The organism is bacterium, from assembly GCA_013360195.1.
Classification (GTDB): Bacteria; Electryoneota; RPQS01; order RPQS01; family RPQS01; genus JABWCQ01.
Genome location: JABWCQ010000011.1, coordinates 85,866 through 110,117, shown reverse-complemented (window position 1 = coordinate 110,117; position 24,252 = coordinate 85,866). Strand labels below are relative to the sequence as shown.

Annotated in this window: 16 protein-coding genes; 4 read left to right on the top strand and 12 right to left on the bottom strand. The window is 52.3% G+C overall.

Translation table 11 applies throughout. From position 1 onward, the window contains the following. Positions 1-192 precede the first annotated feature (192 nt). The 3 genes from HUU59_09465 to HUU59_09455 form a co-directional block, all read right to left on the bottom strand. A complete protein-coding gene (locus HUU59_09465) occupies positions 193-1,704 on the bottom strand; it encodes a T9SS type A sorting domain-containing protein (GenBank protein NUO19662.1) in 1,512 nt (503 codons plus the stop codon). 248 nt (positions 1,705-1,952) lie between these two features. Then, positions 1,953-2,255, bottom strand: coding sequence for an RNA-binding protein (locus tag HUU59_09460; protein ID NUO19661.1), 303 nt, complete (start codon positions 2,253-2,255; stop codon positions 1,953-1,955). A 378-nt stretch (positions 2,256-2,633) separates the two neighbouring features. Beyond that, a complete protein-coding gene (locus tag HUU59_09455) occupies positions 2,634-2,918 on the bottom strand; it encodes an RNA-binding protein (GenBank protein NUO19660.1) in 285 nt (94 codons plus the stop codon). Between the two features lie 394 nt (positions 2,919-3,312). Between HUU59_09455 and HUU59_09450 the strand changes: the two genes are divergently transcribed. Continuing rightward, positions 3,313-5,733, top strand: coding sequence for a T9SS type A sorting domain-containing protein (locus HUU59_09450; GenBank protein ID NUO19659.1), 2,421 nt, complete (start codon positions 3,313-3,315; stop codon positions 5,731-5,733). 84 nt (positions 5,734-5,817) lie between these two features. On the opposite strand, the gene HUU59_09445 is transcribed toward HUU59_09450, so the two are convergent. Beyond that, a complete protein-coding gene (locus HUU59_09445; protein ID NUO19658.1) occupies positions 5,818-6,087 on the bottom strand; it encodes a helix-turn-helix domain-containing protein in 270 nt (89 codons plus the stop codon). Between the two features lie 225 nt (positions 6,088-6,312). Here HUU59_09445 and HUU59_09440 point away from each other — a divergent pair, with 225 nt between their 5' ends. Next, on the top strand, positions 6,313-6,693 hold the full coding sequence (locus HUU59_09440; protein NUO19657.1) for a cupredoxin domain-containing protein: 381 nt from the start codon (positions 6,313-6,315) through the stop codon (positions 6,691-6,693). Here the strand turns inward: HUU59_09440 and HUU59_09435 are convergent. Next, positions 6,686-8,818: a HAMP domain-containing histidine kinase gene (locus tag HUU59_09435; protein NUO19656.1), complete on the bottom strand. Its 2,133-nt coding sequence runs from the start codon at positions 8,816-8,818 to the stop codon at positions 6,686-6,688. The two genes, HUU59_09440 and HUU59_09435, sit on opposite strands and share 8 nt — an antisense overlap. A gap of 361 nt (positions 8,819-9,179) precedes the next feature. Between HUU59_09435 and HUU59_09430 the strand changes: the two genes are divergently transcribed. After that, positions 9,180-9,956 (top strand): class I SAM-dependent methyltransferase, encoded by a 777-nt coding sequence (locus HUU59_09430; protein NUO19655.1) that lies wholly within the window; start codon positions 9,180-9,182, stop codon positions 9,954-9,956. A 415-nt stretch (positions 9,957-10,371) separates the two neighbouring features. On the opposite strand, the gene HUU59_09425 is transcribed toward HUU59_09430, so the two are convergent. Both HUU59_09425 and HUU59_09420 read right to left on the bottom strand, forming a co-directional pair. Next, positions 10,372-12,051: a hypothetical protein gene (locus tag HUU59_09425; GenBank protein ID NUO19654.1), complete on the bottom strand. Its 1,680-nt coding sequence runs from the start codon at positions 12,049-12,051 to the stop codon at positions 10,372-10,374. A 17-nt stretch (positions 12,052-12,068) separates the two neighbouring features. After that, positions 12,069-13,154: a hypothetical protein gene (locus HUU59_09420; protein ID NUO19653.1), complete on the bottom strand. Its 1,086-nt coding sequence runs from the start codon at positions 13,152-13,154 to the stop codon at positions 12,069-12,071. A gap of 634 nt (positions 13,155-13,788) precedes the next feature. On the opposite strand from HUU59_09420, the gene pepF reads away from it, so the two are divergent. Further along, on the top strand, positions 13,789-15,735 hold the full coding sequence (gene pepF, locus HUU59_09415) for an oligoendopeptidase F (protein ID NUO19652.1): 1,947 nt from the start codon (positions 13,789-13,791) through the stop codon (positions 15,733-15,735). Positions 15,736-15,806: 71 nt separating this feature from the next. Here pepF and HUU59_09410 read toward each other — a convergent pair whose 3' ends face one another. The 5 genes from HUU59_09410 to HUU59_09390 are packed head-to-tail and all read right to left on the bottom strand — an operon-like array spanning position 15,807 to position 24,175. Next, entirely contained in the window at positions 15,807-16,325 is a 519-nt protein-coding gene (locus HUU59_09410) for a hypothetical protein (protein NUO19651.1), read from the bottom strand. A gap of 3 nt (positions 16,326-16,328) precedes the next feature. Beyond that, on the bottom strand, positions 16,329-17,303 hold the full coding sequence (locus HUU59_09405; protein ID NUO19650.1) for a quinone-dependent dihydroorotate dehydrogenase: 975 nt from the start codon (positions 17,301-17,303) through the stop codon (positions 16,329-16,331). 1 nt (position 17,304) lies between these two features. Further along, on the bottom strand, positions 17,305-18,576 hold the full coding sequence (locus tag HUU59_09400) for a BamA/TamA family outer membrane protein (protein NUO19649.1): 1,272 nt from the start codon (positions 18,574-18,576) through the stop codon (positions 17,305-17,307). Then, the gene (locus tag HUU59_09395; protein NUO19648.1) at positions 18,576-22,262 is read right to left on the bottom strand and encodes a translocation/assembly module TamB domain-containing protein; all 3,687 of its coding nucleotides are present in this window, start codon (positions 22,260-22,262) and stop codon (positions 18,576-18,578) included. Before HUU59_09395 ends, HUU59_09400 begins: the two co-directional genes overlap by 1 nt. Positions 22,263-22,270: 8 nt before the next feature. Continuing rightward, positions 22,271-24,175, bottom strand: a complete 1,905-nt coding sequence (locus HUU59_09390) for a BamA/TamA family outer membrane protein (GenBank protein ID NUO19647.1) — start codon at positions 24,173-24,175, stop codon at positions 22,271-22,273. Positions 24,176-24,252 lie beyond the last annotated feature (77 nt).

Here is a 24,252-nt window from a genome sequence, read left to right as displayed (position 1 = left end):
TGAAGCTCCGCAACTTACAAACCCAAACTACACCCTAATTCAATAGCGCATCTTGTGCCATTTGCTCTGAATGCCTACAGTTGCCCTTTCATTGTCTACTTAAGCTGTATTACCCAGAACGAACGCGTATCTTGTTAAATGTCAGGCCTATCAAAGGGATGTATAATTAATAACAATGTACTTTCTGTTGACCTATTTCACAACTATCAGGTTCTGAACCTTGCTAACTGAGCCAGCCGTAAGGCGGACATAATACGGCCCTGAACTCAATGTCGAAGCGTCTAGTAGAATGGAATGATACCCTGCCGACAAGATGCCATCAGTAATCAATCGTGTCTCGCGGCCTCTGATATCAAATAGAGCTACTTTGGTTCGAATTATCGACGGTAATTCAAACCGGATATGAACTAATGAATTAAAAGGGTTAGGATAACCAGACAATGAAACATCAAATCGCAGCGGGACTCTCGGGTTCAACAAGTCTGTTCTGTGCGGTACCGCGCAAAGTGTGTAAAGTCCCAATGACGATTCATCATTGCGTGTTCGCTGATCTCCAAACAACATATAGCTTCCATCAGAGGCAATTGCCCCCCCCCCCCCTAATTCTCGATTTGGAAATTCAAATGCGTGATACCACAGGCTGTCACCATTGGAATCTAATCCCGCAGCGAAGAAATCAGCCATTGTTTCAACGCCGACGGAACCACGCCAACCTATTGCGACAAAATTGTCGTTGCTGTCAGGCAATGTTACTTCAATAAGATCAGAGTGTGGTCCACGCATAGTGGTTGACCACACCATGTTTCCTTCAAAATCCGTTTTGATAAACCACATGTCCCGTGGCCCCCAAATGTATTGGTCCCCAATTCCTGCTGTCAATAGGAAGCCCGAAGGAGTTAATGTGAGATCATGTGAATCGGAATAACGCGATAGTCGGAAATCGCGCTCCCAGAGCGGCGCACCGACTAATGAGAACGCGCTCAAAAACACATTGGTGGAGTCCATTGAATCGTCATAAAAACGTGTCCCGCTGAAGACTATCCGATCTTCCTGCCGCACACACCTCCACAATGATTGCACATGTGTAAAGTCATAGTCTTCATAAACAGGTATCAGATTGCCGTCGTCTCCAAGCAAGGCGAGCCACGGCCCCCCCCGCTGGCTGTCCCGCGAGGACATCGTTCCGCCAATCATCCATCCCGTTTCTATTCTAACAATCGCGAAAAATCCGAGCCTTAAGGAATCATGCAGAAATGTTGTTGTCCATAGCGTGTCCCCGAAAGCATCCGTACGAACGATAAATCCCGAAGGGTCAGGTATTTCTGGCCAATCAAAGCGTCTCCCTACGGCAATATATCCGCCATCCTCGCAGATTTCGACATCATATAAATAGTCGAAAGATTCCTCGCCACCGTAATCCCTCCACCATTCCTGTTGGCCAAAGGCATTCATTTTGTAGAAATAAGCCTGTGCCGGAATCCCATGGTCATTCCCAACCAATAGATAGCCGCCGTCAGGCGTTGCGATTGCCTCCTCAACCGAAAAAGCAATGCCAGTGGAGTTGGTTGTCCAAAGCGTGTCCAATACTTGTGCATTAGCAACGATATGTGCTAACAACAAAACCGCGAACCCCACCCGCTTCAGATGATTCTGAAAAGCGAGTAAGATTCGCGATAGTAATTCAAAGCCGTTCAACCTTTTCATTATCAGTCCCTCTGAGGTTGTTCCGCGTGTTGCTGTTTCAAAATAGGTGTCTGTAGCATTGTTGTCAAGACGTTGCAGTTCCGAAACGCCGAGCCGAAAGTGCTTTTTTTTTGCAGTTAGCGTTATTACAAAGTTGCAATAATTTTGGATAAAAAATTGTCAGGAGGAGAAAACTGAAAAGCCTGCCCTTTACAGGACAGGCTTTTTCTTTCTTCCCAGTCGCGGAAAATTCCGCAAAAAAGAGAATATTACCAGTTGCTTTCGCGACGCTGACGCGGGGGACGGCCACCGCCGCCACCACCTTGCGTACGCTCACGTGCTTCATTCACGTTCAGCGCACGGCCGCCCATTTGCTTGCCGTCCATCTGCTTAATCGCATTGGCGGCGCCCTCAGCGTCCATCTGCACAAAACCAAAGCCGCGCGGCCGACCGGTTTCACGGTCCTTCACCAATTCCACGGCTTCCACTGTACCGAACTCACCAAAAACGGTGCGAAGTTCTTCTTCCGTTGCGCTGAACGGAAGGTTACCGACATAAAGACGAGTTGCCATCGTCATTTCTCCTGTTCGTCCCTCTTAGGTATTTACTAATCAACGCTTTGGAGGACAAAAATGCCCTCAGACGACTTCCGTGGTTACTGCATCGGAATCGCTGAGGGACGAATAATCGGCGAAACGACGGACAGACTACACAAACTGAAATCGCGATCTGCAGAGGATGGATACGGTTTCCCAGCCCATCATGCGCTGCGCAATATACATACAATTCTCGGATTCTCCAAATCATTTCTTGTCTTTACACACAATTTTGAGGCAAAAAAATCGATATTTTGGGCAAAATTGCGCTGCACAGGCAAAGAAAACGGGCACCGATGCCTCGATGCCCGTCCATTAACTCTCCTAACCCTGCCGAATCGGCACGGGTTCAGATTACCAGTTGCTGCGTCCGCGACGTTCCGGGCGGGACTGTGTCCGTTCCTTGGCCTCGTTCACATTCATTGCACGGCCGCCCATTTCGACGCCGTCCAACTTCTTGATAGCAGTCGCGGCTCCCTCGGTGTCCATTTGGACGAATCCGAATCCCCGCGGGCGACCCGACATCCGGTCGATGACCAGTTCTGCCGACTCAACTGTACCAAATTCACCGAAGACGGTGCGAAGCTCATCTTCCGTCGTACTGAACGGAAGGTTTCCAACATAAAGACGTGTTGCCATCGTCATTTCTCCTATGTCCCTCATAGTGTTTGTCTTGGCAGGACCGATTAAGGATACTCCAAGGTTGTAAATACAGCACTTAGAAGAGCAAAATGCCCTCGAACGACTTCCGTGAATACTGCTTCGGAATCGCTGAGGGACAGACGGCGAGACGACGTACAGGCTTACACAAACTGAAATCGCGAACTGTGTCTGACCCAATTTAGCCAGACGGAGTGAATATACGCACAAATTGTGACATTTCCTAATGGCTCAACAATTTACGCTCGCTTTGTCGGAAATATCACGGTGGCGGCCTTGCATTCGGCTGGGTTGTAGCTTAATTTAGGGTATGGTTGCCGTTTACATATTTCTTCTAATTCTCCCCCTCGCTTCAGCGGGGGGGCAAGGGGAAGTGTTCTGGATTGAGAATGAAGGGCAGTGGGATGGGGACTTCTCTTTCAAATGTGAGGTTGGGAGTACTGTCTATTATGTCACGCCGCAAGGTATGACGGTGGATTTTCGAGAGTTTAAGAAGTATCCGAAGCCTCGTGGTCAGCGGGACCCGCTGGACATGCTGGAGAGGCATGAGGACCAGGACTCGGTGACGGTTCGAGGGCATGTGGTGCAGATTCACTTCAATTCCTCGACAAACTCCCCAGAAACTACTAGGTCGAGCCTCCCGGCTCGACACTCCGCGCGCGGCATCGACAAGCTCGGCCACTATTCCAATTACTTCTTTGGCAGAGATTCTACCAACTGGCGCAGCCGAGTCGACCACTACGAGCGTGTCATCGTCCCCGAAATCTGGCCGGGGATTGATGTAGAATACCGCGCTGACAAACTCGGTGTTGAAACGGTTTATCATGTCAAACCCGGCGCAGTTCCCGCACAAATCCAAATCGAGTATCTCGGTCTTGATGCGCCATTGCGTGTGGATGCTCACGGCAATCTTGTGCTCACGACTTCATTGGGAGAAGTCAAAGAGAAAGCTCCGTTTGCGTTTCAGCAGGAAGGGAGAATGCAGAAGCGAGTGGAATCAGGCTATCGGATTATCAGCGAGAATCTGGTGGGGTTTGATGTGGAGGAGTTTGATCGGGGGAAAGAGTTGGTCGTGGATCCGCTACTCTATGGCACTTATCTCGGGGCAGGTGATGTTGACAATGGCGGCCCGTTAACACTCGCACCAGATGGTGGTGTGTATGTCACTGGTTCGACCTACGCCCTTTCAGGTTTTCCCACGACGCCGGGTGCCTATGATGAAACCGGAATCTTTCCGGGCATGCGAGAATTCGTTAGCCACTTCGGCCTGGACGGTGAGTTCATTGCTTCAACTTTGTATGGAGAGATTCAGACGTCGGACAATCGAAACACTGAGGGCGGTGCCTACGATCTAGCTTATGATTCACTCAGAAATGGTATCTGGATATGTGGATTTGCCTATCCGGACTGGCCGATCACTCCGGATGCGTTCGACACAATAATCGGAGGTTCTTACGACGGATTCCTTCTTAGGTTAAGCGCAGACTTGACACAGCTTGAGTTTTGCTCCTATCTCGGTGGTGACCACGGCGACCAAGCACGCGATGTAGAGGTTGATGAAGCAGGCCTGGTTTATGTTGTAGGTGAGACAGCCTCCGACGATTTCCCAATTACACCTGAAGCACTGATGCCTGTACGTCAAAGTGGTGACGGTTTTCTCTGGATATATAACCCTAACAACAGCGAACTTCTCTACTCTTCGTTCTTTGGAGGAGAGCGCGGTGACCGCTTTTGGGGACAAAGCATTTATGGTGACCATCTCTGGCTTTTTGGAGAAACGAATAGTGCCAGATTGCCTGTAACTGAAAATGCATTCAAGTCGGAGTTTTCGGACACAGGTGAATTCGATGAACCTGATGCGTTTTTTGCCTTGCTAACTTTGCATCCTCCGACGCTGGAGTATTGCAGTTATTTAGGCGGTGAAGCAAACGACTATCTCTTTGCTTTAGTGGAAGTTGATTCCGTAGTTTACCTCGCTGGTAGCACGCATTCAACTGATTTTTCGGTCTCTACTGGAGCGGCGGACACCATTGGCGTAATTGAATTAGGAACATCCACTGAATGCTATGTCTCAAGGCTAAACTGGCGAACAAATGATTATTTTGGAACATATTTTGGGGGGGGTGGTGGTGAGCTTATTGCAACCTTTGGGAATTGGGTTGGACAAAACTACGTAATAATTGCGGGATCCACTGACAGCGGTGATCTTCCGGTCACCTCTAACGCTTTTGATTCTGTTCTTAATAATTCAGGCGTGCCGCCAAATGATGGATTTGTTGCGAGGCTAAACAGAGAATTGACGAATATAACTTATGCTACATACATTGGCGGTTCGGCTCATGATTCATATTTAGGGTATATAGAGAATGCCGATAGTGTTTGGCTTACCGGTACGACGCTTTCCATTGATCTGCCTGTCACACCTGATGCATTCCAACCCGGTGATAACGCTTTCAGCAGCGCTTTCGTTCAGCATTTCGCGATTGATACGACCCAGGATACAACGAACACTGTAGATAATCCCTCGCTTCCGCTTAACTTCACACTGAAAGTTTATCCAAATCCTTTCAATCCTTCGACTACACTCTCCTTTGATCTTCCTCGCAATTCCGATGTTAAAATAGAAATTTTCAATGTTCTCGGTCAAATGATTGAAGAAATTGATTTGGGACGGATGAACACTGGAAGTCATCAAGTACAAATTGGCAACACTGAGTGGGCGTCAGGAATTTACATAGTTTCCTTGTCGGCAGGGTCCATCTCCAGAAATTCCAAAATTCTTTTAATTCGATAGATCTCAGCTACACACACGCCCCCCAAATAGAAAACGGGCACCGATTGCTCGGCGCCCGCTCTGCTGGGTCCCTGATTACAAGGCTCAGGCTACGTGCGTTCCTGAGTGCGAAGTCGCCTTAGTTTCCGCCGTAACCCTGCGGGCACGGCGGCCATTCTTGGTAGCCGGACCAGCCGGCTCGTTGCTGTCGACGGTCATGCCCTTTTCAACCCATTCCTGCAACGCTTCCTGGGTGAACTTAATTTGCCCGCCGAGCCTGAAATGTGGAACTCCCCACCGCTTATAGCCGTTTCGCAGAGCGGCCGGGGTCTTACCGAGAAACTTCGCAGCCTCTTGTACACTGAGAATCACCATGATCTACTCCTTCTTTGGTTAGATGGCTGCTGACATGCAGGCGGAAGACCCTGATTTCGACCGCCTACAACAGTTAGACGCAACAGCTTTCACGATTGTTCCCGGTTTCTCCACAGCCCTCTAAATACCCCGATATCGAGTAGTTTGACCTCAAAATATTCCCGATCTAATCATGTTAAGAGAATGTTATAGAATGGGTTACAGTTTCGAACTTGGAGACCACTCATGGACCCGATGAGCTTCTGGAAGATGGTCGCCGGAATTGCCTTCATTGCCGGGATTTTCTGGTTCTTCTATTTTCGGGGGAGGAGTGGGCGCGTATTGCCTCGCGAGGAACGGAAACTCCAGCAGTTCGAGTCAAAACTCAAGAATGGCCTGCTGGAACCCGCCGAATACGAAATCCGGGTCGGCCATCCAGTCCAGTGGCTGATTCACCGCTTTGATTCTGAGCCGGACGATGAGATCTTCGAAATCAATGAACTCTCCATCCACGAGCTGCTCCCCGGCGGGCATACCACCATCATTGCCTTTCTCCCCGAAAAAAAGGGTAGGTTCAAAATTGTATTGGGAGCGGAGCGGGAGGCGGGGCTGGTGAAAATCAGTTAGCCTGTTTGGCTGGCGTCGGATTCAGGAGCACGGTGATAGTAGTCCCTGCCCCGGATGAGCTGTTGACCGTCAGTCCCCCGCCGTGGATTTCCGCAATCCACTTCGCGCTTCGTATGCCCAGTCCCTGTCCGCCCTGTTTCAGACTCCCTTTGCCGTCCAGAATCTCGGCAATTCTCTCCTCACTCATTCCTTCTCCGCGGTCCGTAACGACAATCTTTACTTCCTGTCCATCGTTTGCTCCACTGTCCGCACTCACCCTCACCGTTTCATTCGCAGGAGATGCCTCCATGGCGTTTCCAATCAAGTTCTCAAGCAGGGATTCAATCAAGCGGTAGTCAAACACGGCCCGGAGTTGTCGTCCTGGATTTTCGTGAACAACCTGGGTCTGCTCCAACAAATTCATGCGATCGACGGTCAAGGCTATCAGCGCGTTCAAATCATGAGTCTGGAAGTCGGGTTGTATCGTGCGGCTGATGATTTGAATTTGCCGTGATGTCTGCAGCATCCGCGCTATTTCCCCGCGCACCCGTGAAGCAAACTGCTTGATATCAGCGTCAGGAAAGTCCCTCGCCATTCTAACCTCAAAATTCTCCAGCGCCCGCTGAACTACTGCAATCGGCTTTTTCGTGTCGTGCGCTTGAAATGAGGCCGTCTGCGCCCAACCTTCCAGCACGAGTTTCTCTCTTCGCGCCCGCAAATAGGCCCGCCTCGTCCGGACGCTCCACACAATCAGCCAAGCGAGCGCCGCCGTTCCCAGAATGTATCCGCTGCCCGCCAAAGCAAGTTCAGCATGATACCAGTTGTTCAGAGTCACATCGTAGGCGGTAAATGTCTCGCCGTTGTGCATCCACAGCCTGCTGTACTCTCCATTTTGTATTCTCTGCTGGGCTGCAAAGGTTCCTGATACTTTCTCACGGAAGAGCAGTTCTCCGTCAAACGACCATATGCTCAAGTAACCGTCGGGCTGCTTTAGTGCCAAATCGTCTCGTCCGTCCCCATCAAAGTCAGCGCACACTTCGTTGACTTGCCCTCTTGGCAGTTTCAGTGAGAGAGCTTGCAGGCTACTGTTAATGACAACTGTCGTCTCCGGTTCTGCGGTGACAACGAATCTCCGTTCGCCGGACGCGCAGTCATCCCAAGGGATCATCCACGGACGCTGATTCATGGGAAACAGCTGGCGCTGCTGCAGAACTTCGCCGTTCCGCGCATCTACGCGCAGCAGTGTGGGAATGAAATCGTTGACACTGAGCGTCGAAGAAATGGCGACAATCTCATCGCAAGGTTGTTTCGCTTTGGCTGCTGCTAAGTAGAACCAGCTAAACGGGCTTTCCTTCACATGTCTCCACAGTAGCTCGCCGTCAGTGTTATAAGCATGCAAATAACTCACCGTGTCGGCTGTTTCGTTGTAAATTGCGCCGTTGCAGCTCGCGCCTGTTCCTAAAGTGATAATGGTCTCTCCTTGACTGGAGTTTATGAGCGACCAACTCTGCACACCGCTTGCGCATCTGGCATACCAGAGAGAGTCTCCAGTTTGCGGATTTATTGCAATCACTCCCCGCGGGCCCTTGGCAAAACCGACTTGCGGTTGAATGAGAAAAAGGTCCCGTTCACCTTGAACATAGTTGACGAAGCGGAATTCGATGTCCCAATGTGAACTGTTTCTCCAGCGCACATCCGTTTCGCAGATCTCGAAGTCAAACAGCACGTCAGTCTCCGGCCAATCATACACCCTGATGCCAACGCCGTCCGGACTCCGGTAGCAAACCATGATCTCGCCCGTGTCGTCTCGGTCAGCTTGACAGGGTTCCACGCGCGCGATGGGATGGGGTAGATTCAACTGTTCATGCAGATGAAACCTGCTATCCCAAACTTCCACGTGTCCGAGTAGTGGACGACCGCTCTTTACGTCATCTGAGTAGTGTATAAACACATACTCGTGACCGCTTGAATCAAGCCCCCCGATATTCAAGGGTGAATTTGTGCCGCGTGGAAACGGCTTTGTCCAAGCAATGGACAGATGATGCCGGTGCGGCCACCAGTCAAGCGCCGCGCACCACTCGCTCGTGATCAAGAGTGCCAACAAAACGAGCGGCACCGCAGCCCCTCTAAGCATGTTTGCTTTCATTGGCCTATGTTCGCATGCCCAGCAGCTTCGAAGTGATCATTTTATCAATTTACATGGAAGACTCGTTTATCGCAAGCTGTTCACAGGTCCTGGCAGGCAGGTATTGAGACAGAAAAGCAGGAACAGCTCATTTTTCGGAGTGCGTAACCTTAAAATATGCAAGGCAATAAGCCAAAATTGATAACTATTGACAATTATAGAAAATTATCATATATTCTCGATTCGATTGCGACATTGTCCTACACTGCAGGTGCGCTTCTGCTGAGCCTGCTTGCATTCAGAAACAGTTGAACAATCGAATAGGGGAGAGCCACAAGTTGTGCTGGCTTTCGAAAAAAAACAGAATTGGGGAAATCACTACATGGGATCTGCACAAGATCAGGCAAAAGTCTGGGCGCAAGGCGCCGAAGTCTGGGCCAACAAGTTTGAACCGCATTTCGTGCCGTTGTGGCACCAAATGCTCACGATGTCCGGCGTCACGAAGGGAGTGAAGTTCTTTGATGCGGGCTGCGGCTCGGGTGGAGCCTCTGTCATTGCGGAGCAGCGCGGAGCGCAAGTCGCCGGGTTGGATGCAACACCACAACTTATTTCTATCGCACAGAAGCGTCTGCCGCACGCACCTTTTGTTGTGGGGGATTTGGAGGAGATGCCGCACGAAGACGGAAGTTTCGACGTTGTGTTTGCCGCTAATTCCGTGCAATTCACCTATGATCCGGCGCAAGCTCTTTCGGAAATCAAGCGTCTGCTTGGACCGCATGGCAAAGCGATTGTGGCGGTGTTCACGGACATTGAACGCAACAACATGGGCACCTTCATCAAAGCCATAGGCGGCCTCTTGCCGCAGCCGCCGAAAGTCGGACCCTTCGCGCTTGGCAAACCGGGTTTGCTGGAAGCCGCGATCGAAAAGAGCGGCCTGAAAGTAGTTCGCGATGTTGAGGTGCCCTGTGACTTTGTCTATCCCGATGTCGAAGACTTCTGGGAGACGTTCAGCTCCGCGGGTCCTGTGCAGGCGGCAATGGCAAACGTCGGCGAAGAAAAGACCAGGCAAACCGCAATTGAGTCCGTCCAGCCGTTCGTAAGACCGAACGGTTCTCTGCACTTGAAAAACATCTCGCACGTCGTGACCTTAGAGGCATAGTCACAACTCGATTCAACAAAAACCCCCGACAATATCGGGGGTTTTTCTTTTTATTTCCCCCCAGTCCTCTGGGGGATAAAGGGGGGTAAAATGTTAAGCAAATCGATCACACAAGCCCTCGCCCCCCAACTCCGCCGAGCCGGGTTAAGACCCGCCGCAACCCGGCTGGAATCCGTTCGTCCCCCCTTCTCCATTCATGGGGAAGGGGTCGGGGGATGGGGTCTGATGCCTCCAATTTTGCGCTTTTTTTCATAATTTCTTATCAACAAAGAGCTTGTTAAGTTCAATAAAATGAAAATATATCTTGACCATCCGTTCAAACTGTCGTATATTATGCAAGCGATAAAGATAAAATGAATCTCAAGAAAACAGCCCCGACTTTCGCCAGGGCCGCATGTGAATCCACTTCATCAAACTACTTATCTGCTCGTGCGGGGGGTGGTAGTTGGAATCTCGACAACACACCGTTGTTGGTGGTGGTTACATAGTAGTTCTGCCGGTCTTGTGTGTTGACAATGCCAACGTCCGTGTAAGACAATCCTGTTGATGTTCCGATTTCAGTAAACGCACCGCCAGTGCCGGGAGCGCGAAAGACGTGGAACGGAATGTTATCAGGATTTGCAGTCCAATTCAACACGATATTGCTGCCAGACACGCTGATAACCAGTACCGGCCCGACGACAAATGTGTCGGTGAGTGTGTGACTCCAGTTGCCGATTTCATCACGGAAGCGAATGCCGAAGCGATGCAAACCGACAGGCAAACCTGTTAAAACCGACACCGAGTTTTCCGCACCTTCATCCCAAGCTCCATCCTGCGGAAATGTAACTTGAACTCCGTTCCCGACACCGGGATCAACGTTGACAAAATACTCAGCTCCGGCCAGTCGAGCCGTGCCGCTTGGACCGGCTCCTGACCAGACGAAAAACGGAAGCTTTTCGGCGTTGCTTCGTTGACCTTCTTCGCTGATGTAACGCAGGTAAAAGTCGTGGTGTCCGGGTCCGGCAAAATGCGGAACAAGCGAAGCGAAATTGACATTCGCTGCGTCCGCAATATCAACTTGCAGCGGTGCCCCGCCGTCAATCCAGTATTCGACCGCCGCCACGTCGAGCAGAGTCTGTATGCCGTCCGCTTCCTCATGCACAAAGACGTATCGTGCCTCGAAGTTACTCCACAGCCCGCGCTCATCCAAATAGCGAACCGCCAGCTTGTGCGATTGATTCACCTGCAGACCAAGCGATGCAATCAGCTCAGCATAATTGATGTCAACGCCGTCTGTAACGTCGACCAGAACCGGATTGACTCCATCGAAGGAGTATTCGACGTGTGTAATGTCAATATACTCTGCCGCACCGCCCTCCAGTTGAATCGCGAAAAAGTAGCGCGCCTCCGGATTGCTCCAGCGGCCGTCCTCATCGAGATAGCGAATCGTCAGCTTGTGATTCTGATTGGGGGTCAACCCTCCTACCGGAAGCAGTGCGTAGTAGTCAATCTCAAAGTTATTGCCGATGTCCACCAGCGTCGGTGGCAGGTTGTCGAACCGGTATTCGACATGCGTGATATCCCGGCTGTACCAGATACCGGGAATCGGCTCATGCAGAAAAAAGTAACGCGACTCAACGGACCCGAATTGTCCGTGAGAACCGAAATAGCGCACCGATAACTTGTGTGCCGTGTTGGTCTGCAAACCGGCAGAAGGCAGCAGAATCGCATGAACGACAGACGGATCATCGCTTAAGTCGAACGGAATTGGAGCGCCGTTGTCAAACCAGTACTCAGCAGAAGTGATGTCGCGACCCGCGTAGCCGTGAGGTATGGAATAGAACAGAAAGAACGAACGGCGCTCTCTGTTACCCCACAAACCATCCTCCGAGCGATAGCGCAGGAACAGGTCATGCGAATCATTGGAATCCAACAGCGCGACCGGAACCTGCAGTGATGTGATGTTGACCTGTGAACCGGGCGTAACGGGTATATCAATCCCGCTTCCTGGACCGGGGTCCGAGTTGATGAAGTACTCCGCATCCGTAATCGATTGCGCACACGCAATAAGCGACCACAGCAGGAGCAAAGCACATGTCGTGCGTAGTGTCATGGAGTATTGATCTCCGCTTAGTAGCGCGGGCCGATGCGGCCGGATGATACCACGTTCACGCTGTCGCCAACCTCCACCAGGTTGTCGATGGTGAGCGTGAGAGCGAACGGAAACGCCGGTACTCCGTGATCGACAAACGGCTTGGGGCCGCCGTAGACTCCGAGATCTGAACGAGTACTGTCGAGGTCTTCAATGGACGGATAGCCCGCGTCGCGGCAAAGGTTTCCGCCGGTGTTGGTGTTCAAACGCAGATCGCTGACTCCGTATTGATAGTAGTCCGTCGCATAGTTCACGAACGGATTGTTGTTGCCGAGATCGATGTTGTTCGAGAAGTTCAATGGCCATGACGGAGCGCCGCTGCCCGCCGCGGTGTATTCAAACACCGAACCGACCGGAAGCGAACCGTACTGTGCGGCAGGATTCCAATCCCAGAAGATATTGTTCAGTCCGATGACTTGCGGCACGCCCGTCAGATGAAATGGCTTAACGAAATTCAGAAAGACACAGTTATAAATCTCAATTGTTCCGGCGTTTGATCCGTTCAACGCATTGTTGTTGACAGACGGAACCAAACAATTGAACACAGTGTTTCGGATTACCGCATTCCCGCTGATCGCAGATTCGAAGTACAAGACGTGGTTGCTGTTTGAGTGCAGCACGCAGTCAGTAAAGAACGTTTTTCCGGCGGCCAGATAAAACGGCATCCAGCCCGGGAGAGCATAAATGTTGCATCGGCGGTAGGTCAGCGAGTCCACGCTTGTGTGGTTGTAAAAAGTGTAGTAACCGCCGCCAAGAAAGCGAATGCCTTCAATAACACTCCGTGAGGCGTTGGTTGTGCCGAACTGACATACTCCTGTCCAAGTGCAGACATCCCATCCTGCGCCGATGATGTGGATCCGCTTGCTGAAGTTATTGAAGTTCTCGTTGTATGCGCCCGGCCCGAGAACAATCGTATCACCAGTTGCGGCTGCACCAAAGGCCGCGGTGACAGTTGTGTACGGTGCCGACCCGGGGTTAGGCGAAACATAGAGAATGGCAGAATGAGCTGTCAAAGCAAAGAGCATGATGGCTGCAAAAAACAGTGTGCGCGAAAAGTAGTTCATCCGGACAGATCCTTGGCTGGTGAGATTTCGATATTTTTATAGAAAATGTCTGCACAATATACAAATGACGTGTCCGGATTGCAATTGAGGAATGGGTCAATGTAACTATTTTACAATGCGATAACGCACAATAGCAGCAAAAAACAACAAACCCTCGCTTTCACGAGGGTTTGTGTCGCCATCCGCCGGGGCATGCGTTGGTCAAATCCTAAGCTATCAAATCATTCTAACAAAACTTTCGACTTCTTTCTCCAATTATTCGTCCTTCTCTGCGCCTGCACGGCTGAATGAAAGCCATTCACGGGTAATATGGGAATGATGAATTCCTGAGTCAAGAGTCGAAGTTGCCAAATCGCATAAAAGTTAGAGAACTGACCCATCCGTAAAAGTCTTGAAAATCGACACATGAACTGAAAGTTAACAATTAGTACCGGATTTCGTGCCTCTCCTGTGAAGTAAATTATACATAAAGATATGTCTAAATAGTGAATAAACAAAGGAGTGACCTTGTCACATATAAAAATCTGGAATTCCCCCTTGCAACTCTGCCACAAAGGGCTTAGTATGCAGTCTCTAATATGATAGCGAGAGCAAGCATTTCTAACATAGTTCAATCCGCAAGGAGCAAGCAGGCATGAATCGTAGGACCGTCCGGATGACCGGGGTTATGGTGGCACTTCTGGCTTGGGCATGGGTCGCTCAGGCTTCAGAGTTGGAGCGTTCGCAGGTCGAAACCAAGTATAAGTGGGATTTGACGGCAATGTACCCGAGTAATGAGGCTTGGGAGGCCGATTACGAATGGATTGAAAGCAAGATTCCCGAACTCGAAGCCTTCAAGGGCAAGGTCAGCAAGTCCGGCAAGGACCTGAAGGCTTTTTTGGATTTGATGGTTGAGGTGGGTGGCCACAGCGAGAATCTGTACACCTATGCTAATATGTCACATCACTTGGACACGCGGGACCAGGTTTACATCGCCCTGCGCGATCGCGCGGATGTTATCAGTGCGAAGATGGGCGCCGCTTTGTCGTGGTTTTCACCGGAGCTGACCTCAATTCCGCAGGCATCACTTGACAAGTGGTACAAGGATGTGAAGGGACTTGACCTTTACAAGCAATACATAAGCAACGAACTTCGCCAGAAGGCTCACGTGTTATCGCCGGAAGAAGAGAAGCTGATGTCAATGGCCAGCGAGATAATTACGCAATCAGAGTCGGCTGCGGAAGCGCTGCGTAACACGGACATCCAGTTTCCCGAAATCAAGGGACCCGACGGCAAAATGGTGAAACTGACCGAAGGGCGCTATCGGGCCTTGATGGAAACGACGAATCCGAAGGTTCGTCGCGACGCAGCCATTGCCCTGCATGACGAATATGCAAAATACAAGAACACGTTTGCCAGCCTGATGGGAGCGAACGTTGCTGCCGAGGTTTTTCAGGCGCGCGCCCGCGGCTACAATTCGGCTTTGCATATGGCAGTGGACAACGACAACGTGGACACGACGGTCTACTTGAATTTGATATCAACGGTGAAGGCGAATCTTGAGCCGCTGCAGAAGTACGTCCGGCTGCGCCGCGAAGCGCTTGGCCTGGACGAGCTTCACTTCTACGACTTCAGCGCGCCTATCGTCGGTGATGCGCCGGAATGGGAGTACGAAGCCGGAGTCGCAACCATTAAGGAAGCACTGAAGCCGCTGGGCAAGGAGTACGGTGACGCACTGGCCTATGCCTATGACAATCGCTGGGTGGATGTATACGAGACTCCGGCCAAACGCGGCGGGGCGTATTCATGGGGCAGCTACAAGAGCCATCCATACATGCTGCTGAACTATCACGGCACATTGGACGACGTGTTCACGAATGCCCACGAAATCGGCCACACAATGCACACGTGGTACACATACAAGTATCAGCCGCAGATTTACGCGGACTACGCGATATTTGTTGCTGAAGTTGCCTCGACGTTCAACGAAGCGCTGCTGATCGATCACTTGCTGAAGACGGAAACAGATCCGGAGAAGCGGCTCATCTATGTGAATCAGTTCATTGACAATATTCATGGAACGATTATTCGCCAAACGGTGTTTGCGGAGTTTGAGCTTGAAATGCACCGCAAGTACGAGCGCGGCGAGCCTCTGACCGCCGAGTCTTTGAACGAACTTTACCGCGGCATTCTGGCGAGCTATTATGCACCGGAAGTCGCCATGGATCCGCAGTATGACTTCACGTGGCTGCGCATTCCGCACTTCTATTCCAACTTCTACGTGTATAAGTACGCGACCTCCATGGCCGCGGCGCTGGCTTTGTCCGACCGTGTGACGAAAGGCGGCGAGCAGGAGCTTCAGGATTACCTCGGATTTCTGGCCGGAGGTTCCTCGAAATATCCGCTCGATTTGCTGAAGGGTGCGGGAATTGACATGTCCTCTCCTGCTCCCATTGAAGCGGCGATGAAGAAGTTTGCGGAGTATGTTGACCAGCTTGAAGTGCTGCTTGCTGAAAACGGCAGTTTGAAGGGAAAGAGCGGCGCGAAGGCAAATGAACCAGAGAACCGGAAGGAAAAGAGCAAGAAACGCTCGAATCTCTAAACCGGGTTCAACGGAATCAGAAGCCCCCGACACATAGCCGGGGGCTTTTCTTTGCGACGTTTCTGACTATGTTACTCTGTCCCCAGTGGCTCGAGCATACCGACGACTTCAAGAAAGTCGGTGTCATGCCAGAGGGATGTCCAGCACTCTTCAGTTCGCACGCCGATCGCGTAGCTTGAATCAAGAGCGACAACCGTGCGAAGTTGACGAAGCGCCTTCTCTTTTCGTCCGGCTTTGGCGTACATACAGCCAAGGTGCCAGATCGCCTGTTTGTTGCGCGGGTTGAACTTTTCGGCGTTTTGATAGGCGATTTCCGCCTCGGCGTCGCGCTGCAAGTTGTCGAGCATCAGCGCGCGTCCATGCCATGCCTGCGAATGCTCAGGATTATACTTCAAAGCCGAATCAAACAGCACAAGACCCGAATCATAATCTTCGTATGAATACTGGTCCCACCCGAGTTCTTCAAAATCGTCGGCAAGGAAAAGCGAGTCATCTTTGGACGTGACGGGCACGCGCTGGAGCCCGGGCTGCGAATGATCGGGTTTGTTGCACGAAAGACATAACAGCGCAAGCACAAGGAGGAGATACATCGCTTACCCCAATAGTTTTTTTACAACTCGCGGTCCAAGATAGACAAACGGAGTGTAGACTTGAATGAGATTTGCTCCGGCCGACAGTGCGAAATGCACACGTTCCGGCGAATCTAAGCCGCCTGCGGCGATGATGGTTGCATTTTTGTCCAAGTGTTGGCGGACAATACTCACGCACTCAACCGTTCGTGGGAAAATTGGTGAGCCCGAGAGTCCGCCGCGGTCGAGAGTTGCGGCTCGCGGAACCATCTCACGACGAATGGACGTGTTGGCACACACCATGCCAGCGAGACCCAATTCGGTGACCACGGATGCTGCGGTGATCAAATCATCATCCGTCAAGTCCGGTGCGACTTTAAGCAGCAGCGGTTTGCTGCCCTTTGTCATTTGCATCAGCGGGAACAGCAACTGGCGCAGAGAGTCCGGCTTCTGCAATGTGCGTAACCCGGGTGTATTCGGCGAAGACACATTGACGACAAAATAATCGCCGAAGTTGAGCAGTTCGCGTAGAACGGCTTGATAGTCATCGGACGCCTGTTCCAGCAGAGTAGTGGCATTTTTGCCAATATTGATACCGTAGGGCCGGGTGATAAGTTCGCGCTCAAGTAGCGAGATCAACCTGCGCTTGACCGCATGCATACCTTCACCGGGAAAACCCATCGCGTTGACCATTCGTGGTTTGGGGTTGCCGGGCTGCGGACGCGGAGTGACGGTGCCAATCTCAACGAAAGCAAAATTGAGCGCGAACAGAGCCGGGAGCGCGCGCGCGTCTTTGTCAAATCCGGCCGCAAGTCCGATGGGATGATCAAAGGTAAGTCCCATCGTTCGGACGGAAGCGGCTGAATTCTTTCCGGCCATCCGCGCCAGCAGTTTGCGTCCCCGCGATGATTCACCGGCAATCTCAAGTGCGGTAAGCACTCTGTCATGAACTTTCTCCGGGTCACCGGAAAACAAAAGGGGCCGCAGCAATTCGTACATGCTAAAACCTCACTCCGGTTGAAAAGACGAATTCTTTTTCGTCATCGCGGTTGGCTGCGGCACTGACTTCGAGCACCTGCACATAGGGAACGCGAATGTGAAGAGCGGCTCCATACGCGTAAAGGTCGTTACGGGTGCCGTCAAGTTGGGTTTGTGCACGCTCGAAGAATACCGCGCCGCCAAGCCAGAAGGGGATATCGTCACCGTAACGCCCGGCCAGCGGAACATCGTACGTTAATTCACGAGTGATTGGAAACCGCAGTTCAATTTCACCGGCAAGATAGGTTGCGGCTTCCGTTTGTTCGCTGGAATAACCCCGGAACTTGTCCGCAAAACCGAAATAGTAGCGCGCCCACGGCGGTGTGTTTGAACTTGCCGTGCCGCTGTAGCCGCGCATTGCGAGTGTAACTGCACGGTAGGATTCGGAGAACGGCAGGTACCGTGCAATCACGGCGCGCGACCGGAAGAAAAGTTCGCTGCCAAATGCCGCGTCAAGGTCACCGCGAGCAAACAATCCGTCCGTGGGAAACCATTCGAGATTACGGCGATCGAGAATGACATACGGAGCAATCCAGCCGACGTCGTACGACTTGCCCATGGCCGGAAAGTCCTCGGACTCTTCGACATGATCATATTTGAGAAGCATCCCCACGCGCGAAGGTGCTCCCCTTCGTGTGGCGATATCAATGAAGGCGCGGTCATTACGCATTCTGCGCGAGAATCCCAGCACGGAGGCATGTCGGTCGGAGATACGCATTGAACGCACGCCGAAATTCAACGCGACCGGATAGCGGGCGGAAAGCCACCGTGTGCGATACTCGACACTGATACCTGAACGTGCTCCGAACTCCCCGAGCACACCGGCCATGGCGCCGCTTCCGCGATGATTGATGTCGGCCACGCCGGCCGTGAAAACCACGATGTCCATGAGCTTTGACGGCTCCTTCAGTGCGTCATTGAAGGACCCTTCGACAGCATCGGTCCCGAGCACAGGGATATAGCGGAATTGCTCAGAGACCTGCACCGTGACGACTCCTTCATCATCGAAGTCCACGCGCGCATTGTTAAAAATTCCGAGCGAAAGCAATCGCAGCCGGGCCTTTTCAAGGTCATCGGCGGACACGCTGTCCTCGACATCGAAGCGCAACTCTCTTTCAATCACCCACTGTTGTGTAATCTGATTGCCGATGAACACAATCTCAGACACCTGCACCCGCTGAGCGGAGAGCAGAGTGAGAGGGAGACACAATAGGAGAATAATGAACTTGTGCATCAGCGCCACTCGAACTGAAGATAGACGGTGAACGAACTGCTCGTGGTCGCTTGTGAGCGCGATTCCTGCTCGGCTGTAAGCTTCATCCAGTCGAGCAGTCGATAATCAATGGACACTTTCTGTCCTGCGCGGGGGTCTTCAATGGGTTGAAAAACCCGGATGAACAGCCGGTCTGTGACATAGGTGCCGAGCTCAAGCTGTCCCGAGGACAAATCACTCAGGCCGCCGGGTCCGGGACGGAATTCGAAGACATCGAGCCCGCTTGCCTTGGAGACGATATCGGAAACCTGGCCGCTCGCGGCATCGACAACGGATTGCTCGGCATCAAATCCGCTGCCGTCCCCGACATTGGCAAAAGGAAGCAATCTCTGAATTGCCTCATCCTCAGACATGACTGTCCCGTCGTCGAATTTGCCGCTGAACTCCGCAAGTGACTTATCGGGCGTGCCGGTCAGCTTAACGGTTACTTCATACCCGCGTTCACGCTCGACACCGGTATAAACCGCAGAAACATTCAGTTCCGGCGAGTCCACCGGTCCGTCAAAGCGGAAGGAGGAATTATCGGTGATACGCAGCTCCTGACCGTAAAAGTTAACGGTACCGTTGCGCACGGCGATTTCACCATTCGCGGTGGCGTCCTGAAAGTGATCCTTTTCGAGTCGCAGTTCGCCGAAAAGCTCGGTATTCAGTCCAGCGCCGCGGATCCAGAAATTGCCGGGAATTTCAACGTTCAGGTCAAGCGACATGGATTGGTAGAGCGCATCGGTATTGAATCCTTCCTCAAGAGAGTCTCCGCGCAGAACGGCCAGAACGCTGTCCATATTCACGGGCTCAATGGTTTTGGTAGCCGACTGCGTAAGCCGGTAAAGGCCTTCCTGAACGGTCAGTCGTCCAGCGGCATGCAGCGAGTCAAACGGACCGTTGAGCGCCAGATCACCGTCGAGTCTTGCCTTTTGAATGCGGGAAGAGACGGCTTCGAACCTGTCGAACTTGAGTTCCATGTCAAGCTCTTCAGGCCACGGTACGCCAAGGCGGGCAAAGCCGGAACCTGTCATCGTGCCGCGGCTCGTCGCGCGAAGGGAATTGATGAGCAGCGAATCGCGGCGCAAATCCGCATCAAGCACAATCCACTTGTACGCGATACCGAAACGGGTGTCACGATAGAACCCGTCATCCAGATGAACTTCGCCGTCCCAATCCGGCTCAAGAGCGCTTCCCTTGAGTATAAGATTTGCGGACAGAAAGCCATCAAGCAGTGTCCCTGCTGACATCCATGGAGCGAATCTCTGCAAGGGGAGTGAATCAATTTGCAATGTGCCTGCGAGCTCTTCACCTTCGGGAATGCGCAATCCGTTCTCCATGGAAAACGAGGCTGGAAGAGACGCTGCAGCAATCGCGGCTGTATCCCCATACCATTGATAGAGCAGCCGCGCATCGAGAGTACCGTCAGCACCGAGGTCCGCGTTCAAGCGAATTTCATCGGCAAGATGTGCGCTCTTGTAGGTAACACTGTCGATGACAAGCTCCACACGACCGATGACGGCAGTGTCGCGTCCGGAAACTTGCAGTCGGACGTTTAGCCGTCCGTCAGGAATCTCTGTGCGCAGTATTGGAGAGAGCGCGCCTGTTCGAAAGCCCGAAAATTCAATCACAAGATCCTGTTCTCCCGGAATCTCGAGATAACCGGTCGCACGCAGCACACCATAGTCAGAACGCAGAATGAGAGCTTCGATTTCATAATGCAGACTGTCAAAGGATACAGCCACCGGAAAATCGTTTGTCCACACCGTATTGAAGAGATTCAATTCGAGTTCGTCAAGGTCAACGGAATACGGTTCAGTGGTAAAGTTCGCGCTGCCATTTGCAGATACTTGCAGAGTATCCGCACGGGCGGCAAACGAACAGGCAAATTCCGGAGAAAGCCAGTTTCCTTTGAGCTTAAATTCAAACGGAGTTATTGTTTCTCCGGCAGCCAGCACGGAATCGCAAGTAATCCCGGCTGCGATTGTCTCGCCGTTCAAATCGAAAATAGTGCAGTCAACCAGCAAATTATGCGTGGTTGTGTTGCCAAGCACGAGTTTTTCGCTGGATAGTTGACCGCGAACGACAATATTTGACAACGAGTCATCAGCAATGGAGAGTTCTCCGCTTCCCGAGACAGAGAGACCGCCTGCGAGCGAATCAACTTGTGGCAGGTAGGGTCGAAGCAAATCTCGAAACTCCTCTACTGCAGGGATTTCAGCCGAAACTTCCGTTGTGATGCTCTTGGTATAATCACCGCGCGCCGCGAGCAAAGCATGAGCAGAGCCGAGACGCAGACGCGTAGAGTCGAGTGTAAACTCAGTGCCGTGCACCGCGGCATGCAACGCAAGACTGTCAAGTTTGTATCGTCCAAGAGAGAGCGGGCCGAGTGCGAGTACGGCGTCAAGTTCAAGCTCATCGGGCACAACTCGTGTAAGTGAAAACTCTGCGGTTCCGGAAAGCGGAGACAGAGAATCAGGAACGGCCGCAACAAGCTCATGCACCTTCGCATTTGACAAAACCGCGCGGCCATAAAGCGATAGCGAATCAGGACTCAGCCCCTCGCAGAACAGCCGCACATCAAATTGTCCGGCGTTCGTGCGAATCTCTCCGGCAAGTGCGGCACTGTTGGCGAAGAGTTCGGTTTCGAGTTCTGCGTCAATCCCGATACTGTCATAGAAGGAACTGTCCAACTCGACGCGGCCGGTCCAATCGTACAGCCATGATTGCGACTCGCTCTTGACCACAGCGACTCGACCGTTGAATTGATGTGCGACCGAATCGCCAATCCATGCTGAGAGATCAATGTTTGTGAAGGTTGCGCCGAGAGAAACACGCGGCCTTCCGGCAAAGTCATCAATTTCGATGTCACCGCCGAGCGAACCGACTTTAGAGAGCTCGATCTTGAAGAGGGACACAAGATCTCGCGTGAAAACATCCGCCTTTGCTGACAGTTCAATGCGGCCAAGATCAGGCAGGTCGGGAGCCCAATTGTCCCGCACGTACGCAGAAGAGCCGTCAAAATGCACTTCGCCGGCGAACAGCGAGTCCGAATTCACGCGGACAACTCCTTCGCTCGACAAGCGGAAATCTGTTTCCTTTACAATTTCGAGTGCATACGTTATGACAGAATCCGTCAACAGAACGTCCGCCTCAACCGCATGTTCAATGAATGACTTCGTAAAGGACGTGTCAACTTGAACGTACAAGGAATCGAGATCCATGTGAAGTCTGTCAAGCCGTACCCAGAGCGGCGACTTCATGCTGTCCGCAGGCTGTGATGGAATTGTCGCAAACGCACCGGCGAAGTTGTTTCCCGAAGAGTCCATGGCAAAAACCGCATTCAAACCTTCGATATCGGCTTTCAACACATGCACTCGTCCGCGCAAAATATCCCAAGGAGCTAACCACGCATCGATGCGGCGAGCAGTCGCAATTGTATCTCCGTCCGCATCACGAAGCACGAAACCGTCAACGTTAACGGCGCCGTGCAGCTTCAGCGAAACGTGTTTCACGTCTATGCTGCCGGCGATCTTGCGGTTCAGAATCTTCAAGGCTCTTTTCGCCACGGCTTGCTGTACCGGTTCCTGCTGAATTAAAAAAAACGCACCTGCAAGCAGCGCACCGACCAGCGTTAGCGGCCATAGTAGAAGTCTTGCCAGCACTTTCCACATTAGAATGCCGACCCCAGGAGAATATGAATAGCCCACGGCCGCTCGCCAAACTCATTTTGGCGCAATTGATAGCCGAAGTCGGCACGTATCGGCCCGATGAGTGTGAGAAAGCGCAGTCCAAGTCCTGCAGCGGTATACAAGTCGTCCAACCGCGCGTTCTTGGCTTCCGGCCACACGTTGCCGGCGTCCGCGAACAGAATCATCGCCATTGGACCCCAGACTTCACGCTGCACTTCGAGAGTCCCGAACAGCGAATGATTGCCGCCGAGCACAAGCTTGTCGTCTTCAGCGGCACGCGGCCCGATGAGGTTTCTTCCCCAGCCGCGAATGTTTGAAACACCGCCGAGCCTGAAGCGCTCCTGAACGGGAGTTTGCGTGGATTCGTGAAGAGTTCCCATAAATCCCACTTCGCTGCGCATGGCAAACACCGTAAATCGATTGGCCGGGATGAGGAGTCTTCCTCCGACTGTTGCCCGCCACCAGCGGTCATCAAGCTTCCACAACAGCCCTGACTCCGCGAGCGATAGACTTACAACCTGTCCGCGCCGGGGAACGAGCGGATTGTCGCGCGTGTCCCATCCGAAGGCGAAACTCTCGATGGAGATGGTGCTGACACGTCCTTCGCTGTCCACTGAATCAATCCGCACATCCTGCCGTCCGAATTCGTTGGAGAGAGAAACGGCGACCTTTGGCAAAGGTGATGATGAGACGCTTGTATTCGCAGAAGTAGTGGTGACAATGGTTCCGACGTTGTACTCGTACTCCCATGACGGCGCGATGGTGATATCGGTGGCGTCAAGCGGCGTGTGCGGCCAAAAAAGTGTGAAGCCGACCTTGCGGTCGATCTCTTTTGTGTCGTTGAACAGCCCGGCTGTGTCCAGCCGCTGCGGATCACTGATGAGATTGGAGACGCCGGTTTCCAGAGTGAATCGGCGAGCTCTGCCGAAAAAATTCAAATCACTCAGTTCGCCGGAAATATGCACGCCTTCTTCGGTGTCATATCCCGCACCGGTTCGAACGATATAGCGATTCCCCTCTTCCGTGCGGATGAGGACGTCGAGGGTATCTGATTCCTGTTTCAAGTCCACGTCGGCGCGCACCATCCGAAACGTTTCAAGCCGCAACAGCCGCTTCCGCGTTTCATCGAGCAGCAGCGGAGTGTAGGGCGCATACTCCTTATATGCGATTTCCCGTCGCGCCGTTTCCTCAGAAACTTGCTTCAGTCCGGTGATTCGAGTTTGACCGAAGCGGCAGAACGGCCCGCTGTCGAGCAGAAACACGACATCGACCGAGTCATTCATGACATTCAGGGTGTCAAAACTCACTTCGGCACGCGCATGGCCAATCAATCGCAATTTGTAGCGCAGCGTGTCGGCGGCAAGTTGAAGATCTGTTTGGGATAACCGCTTGCCAATGCGGATGGGCAACCGCTCCGACCATCTGGCGGAGTCCACACCGGCATTTGAGCCCTCGGTTTGGCGGAGGCTCCACTGTCTGAGAATCAGCGGATTCCCCTCATCGATTTGCACGACCAGCCTTAAATCTTCCTTGTCTTCGCGCGGAATGACCTTTCCAGTCACGATGGCATTGGGAAATCCTTCCCGTGCATAGAAATTCCGCACTCGAATCAGATCGGCGGCGAAGTCTTCCGCATAGAACGTTGTGCGAGACCCCAGAGGCAAGTAGCGGCGGAGCCACGTCGGCTTTTCCGTCGCCATAACTTCCAGCACGTCCGCACGGGCGAAAGCGTCAACACCGGGGAATTCGACCACTCGAATTGGCCAGCCGGTATATCTTTGCCAGGACTCATATTCTTGAAGAGTGAACTGAGCATGTGCTGAAAACACATGCAGCAGTGCGGCAAGAGCGGCTGTCCGTGCGATATGTCGGGTCAGATTACGCATGTAATCTTGAAATTAGGCAAAAAACAAGCGGAAAAGCAAGGCGGAGACAAGTAAAACGGCCCGCCAATCAGGCGAGC

Excerpts from the sequence above, each read along its gene's own strand:
- HUU59_09440 (NUO19657.1), top strand. The coding sequence starts at position 6,313 with ATGGACCCGATGAGCTTCTGGAAGATGGTCGCCGGAATTGCCTTCATT.
- HUU59_09425 (NUO19654.1), bottom strand. The coding sequence starts at position 12,051 with ATGACACTACGCACGACATGTGCTTTGCTCCTGCTGTGGTCGCTTATT.
- HUU59_09445 (NUO19658.1), bottom strand. The coding sequence starts at position 6,087 with ATGGTGATTCTCAGTGTACAAGAGGCTGCGAAGTTTCTCGGTAAGACC.
- HUU59_09460 (NUO19661.1), bottom strand. The coding sequence starts at position 2,255 with ATGGCAACTCGTCTTTATGTCGGTAACCTTCCGTTCAGCGCAACGGAA.
- HUU59_09405 (NUO19650.1), bottom strand. The coding sequence starts at position 17,303 with ATGTACGAATTGCTGCGGCCCCTTTTGTTTTCCGGTGACCCGGAGAAA.
- HUU59_09410 (NUO19651.1), bottom strand. The coding sequence starts at position 16,325 with ATGTATCTCCTCCTTGTGCTTGCGCTGTTATGTCTTTCGTGCAACAAA.
- HUU59_09430 (NUO19655.1), top strand. The coding sequence starts at position 9,180 with ATGGGATCTGCACAAGATCAGGCAAAAGTCTGGGCGCAAGGCGCCGAA.
- HUU59_09455 (NUO19660.1), bottom strand. The coding sequence starts at position 2,918 with ATGGCAACACGTCTTTATGTTGGAAACCTTCCGTTCAGTACGACGGAA.
- pepF (NUO19652.1), top strand. The coding sequence starts at position 13,789 with ATGAATCGTAGGACCGTCCGGATGACCGGGGTTATGGTGGCACTTCTG.
- HUU59_09400 (NUO19649.1), bottom strand. The coding sequence starts at position 18,576 with ATGCACAAGTTCATTATTCTCCTATTGTGTCTCCCTCTCACTCTGCTC.
- HUU59_09465 (NUO19662.1), bottom strand. The coding sequence starts at position 1,704 with ATGAAAAGGTTGAACGGCTTTGAATTACTATCGCGAATCTTACTCGCT.
- HUU59_09420 (NUO19653.1), bottom strand. The coding sequence starts at position 13,154 with ATGAACTACTTTTCGCGCACACTGTTTTTTGCAGCCATCATGCTCTTT.
- HUU59_09435 (NUO19656.1), bottom strand. The coding sequence starts at position 8,818 with ATGAAAGCAAACATGCTTAGAGGGGCTGCGGTGCCGCTCGTTTTGTTG.
- HUU59_09390 (NUO19647.1), bottom strand. The coding sequence starts at position 24,175 with ATGCGTAATCTGACCCGACATATCGCACGGACAGCCGCTCTTGCCGCA.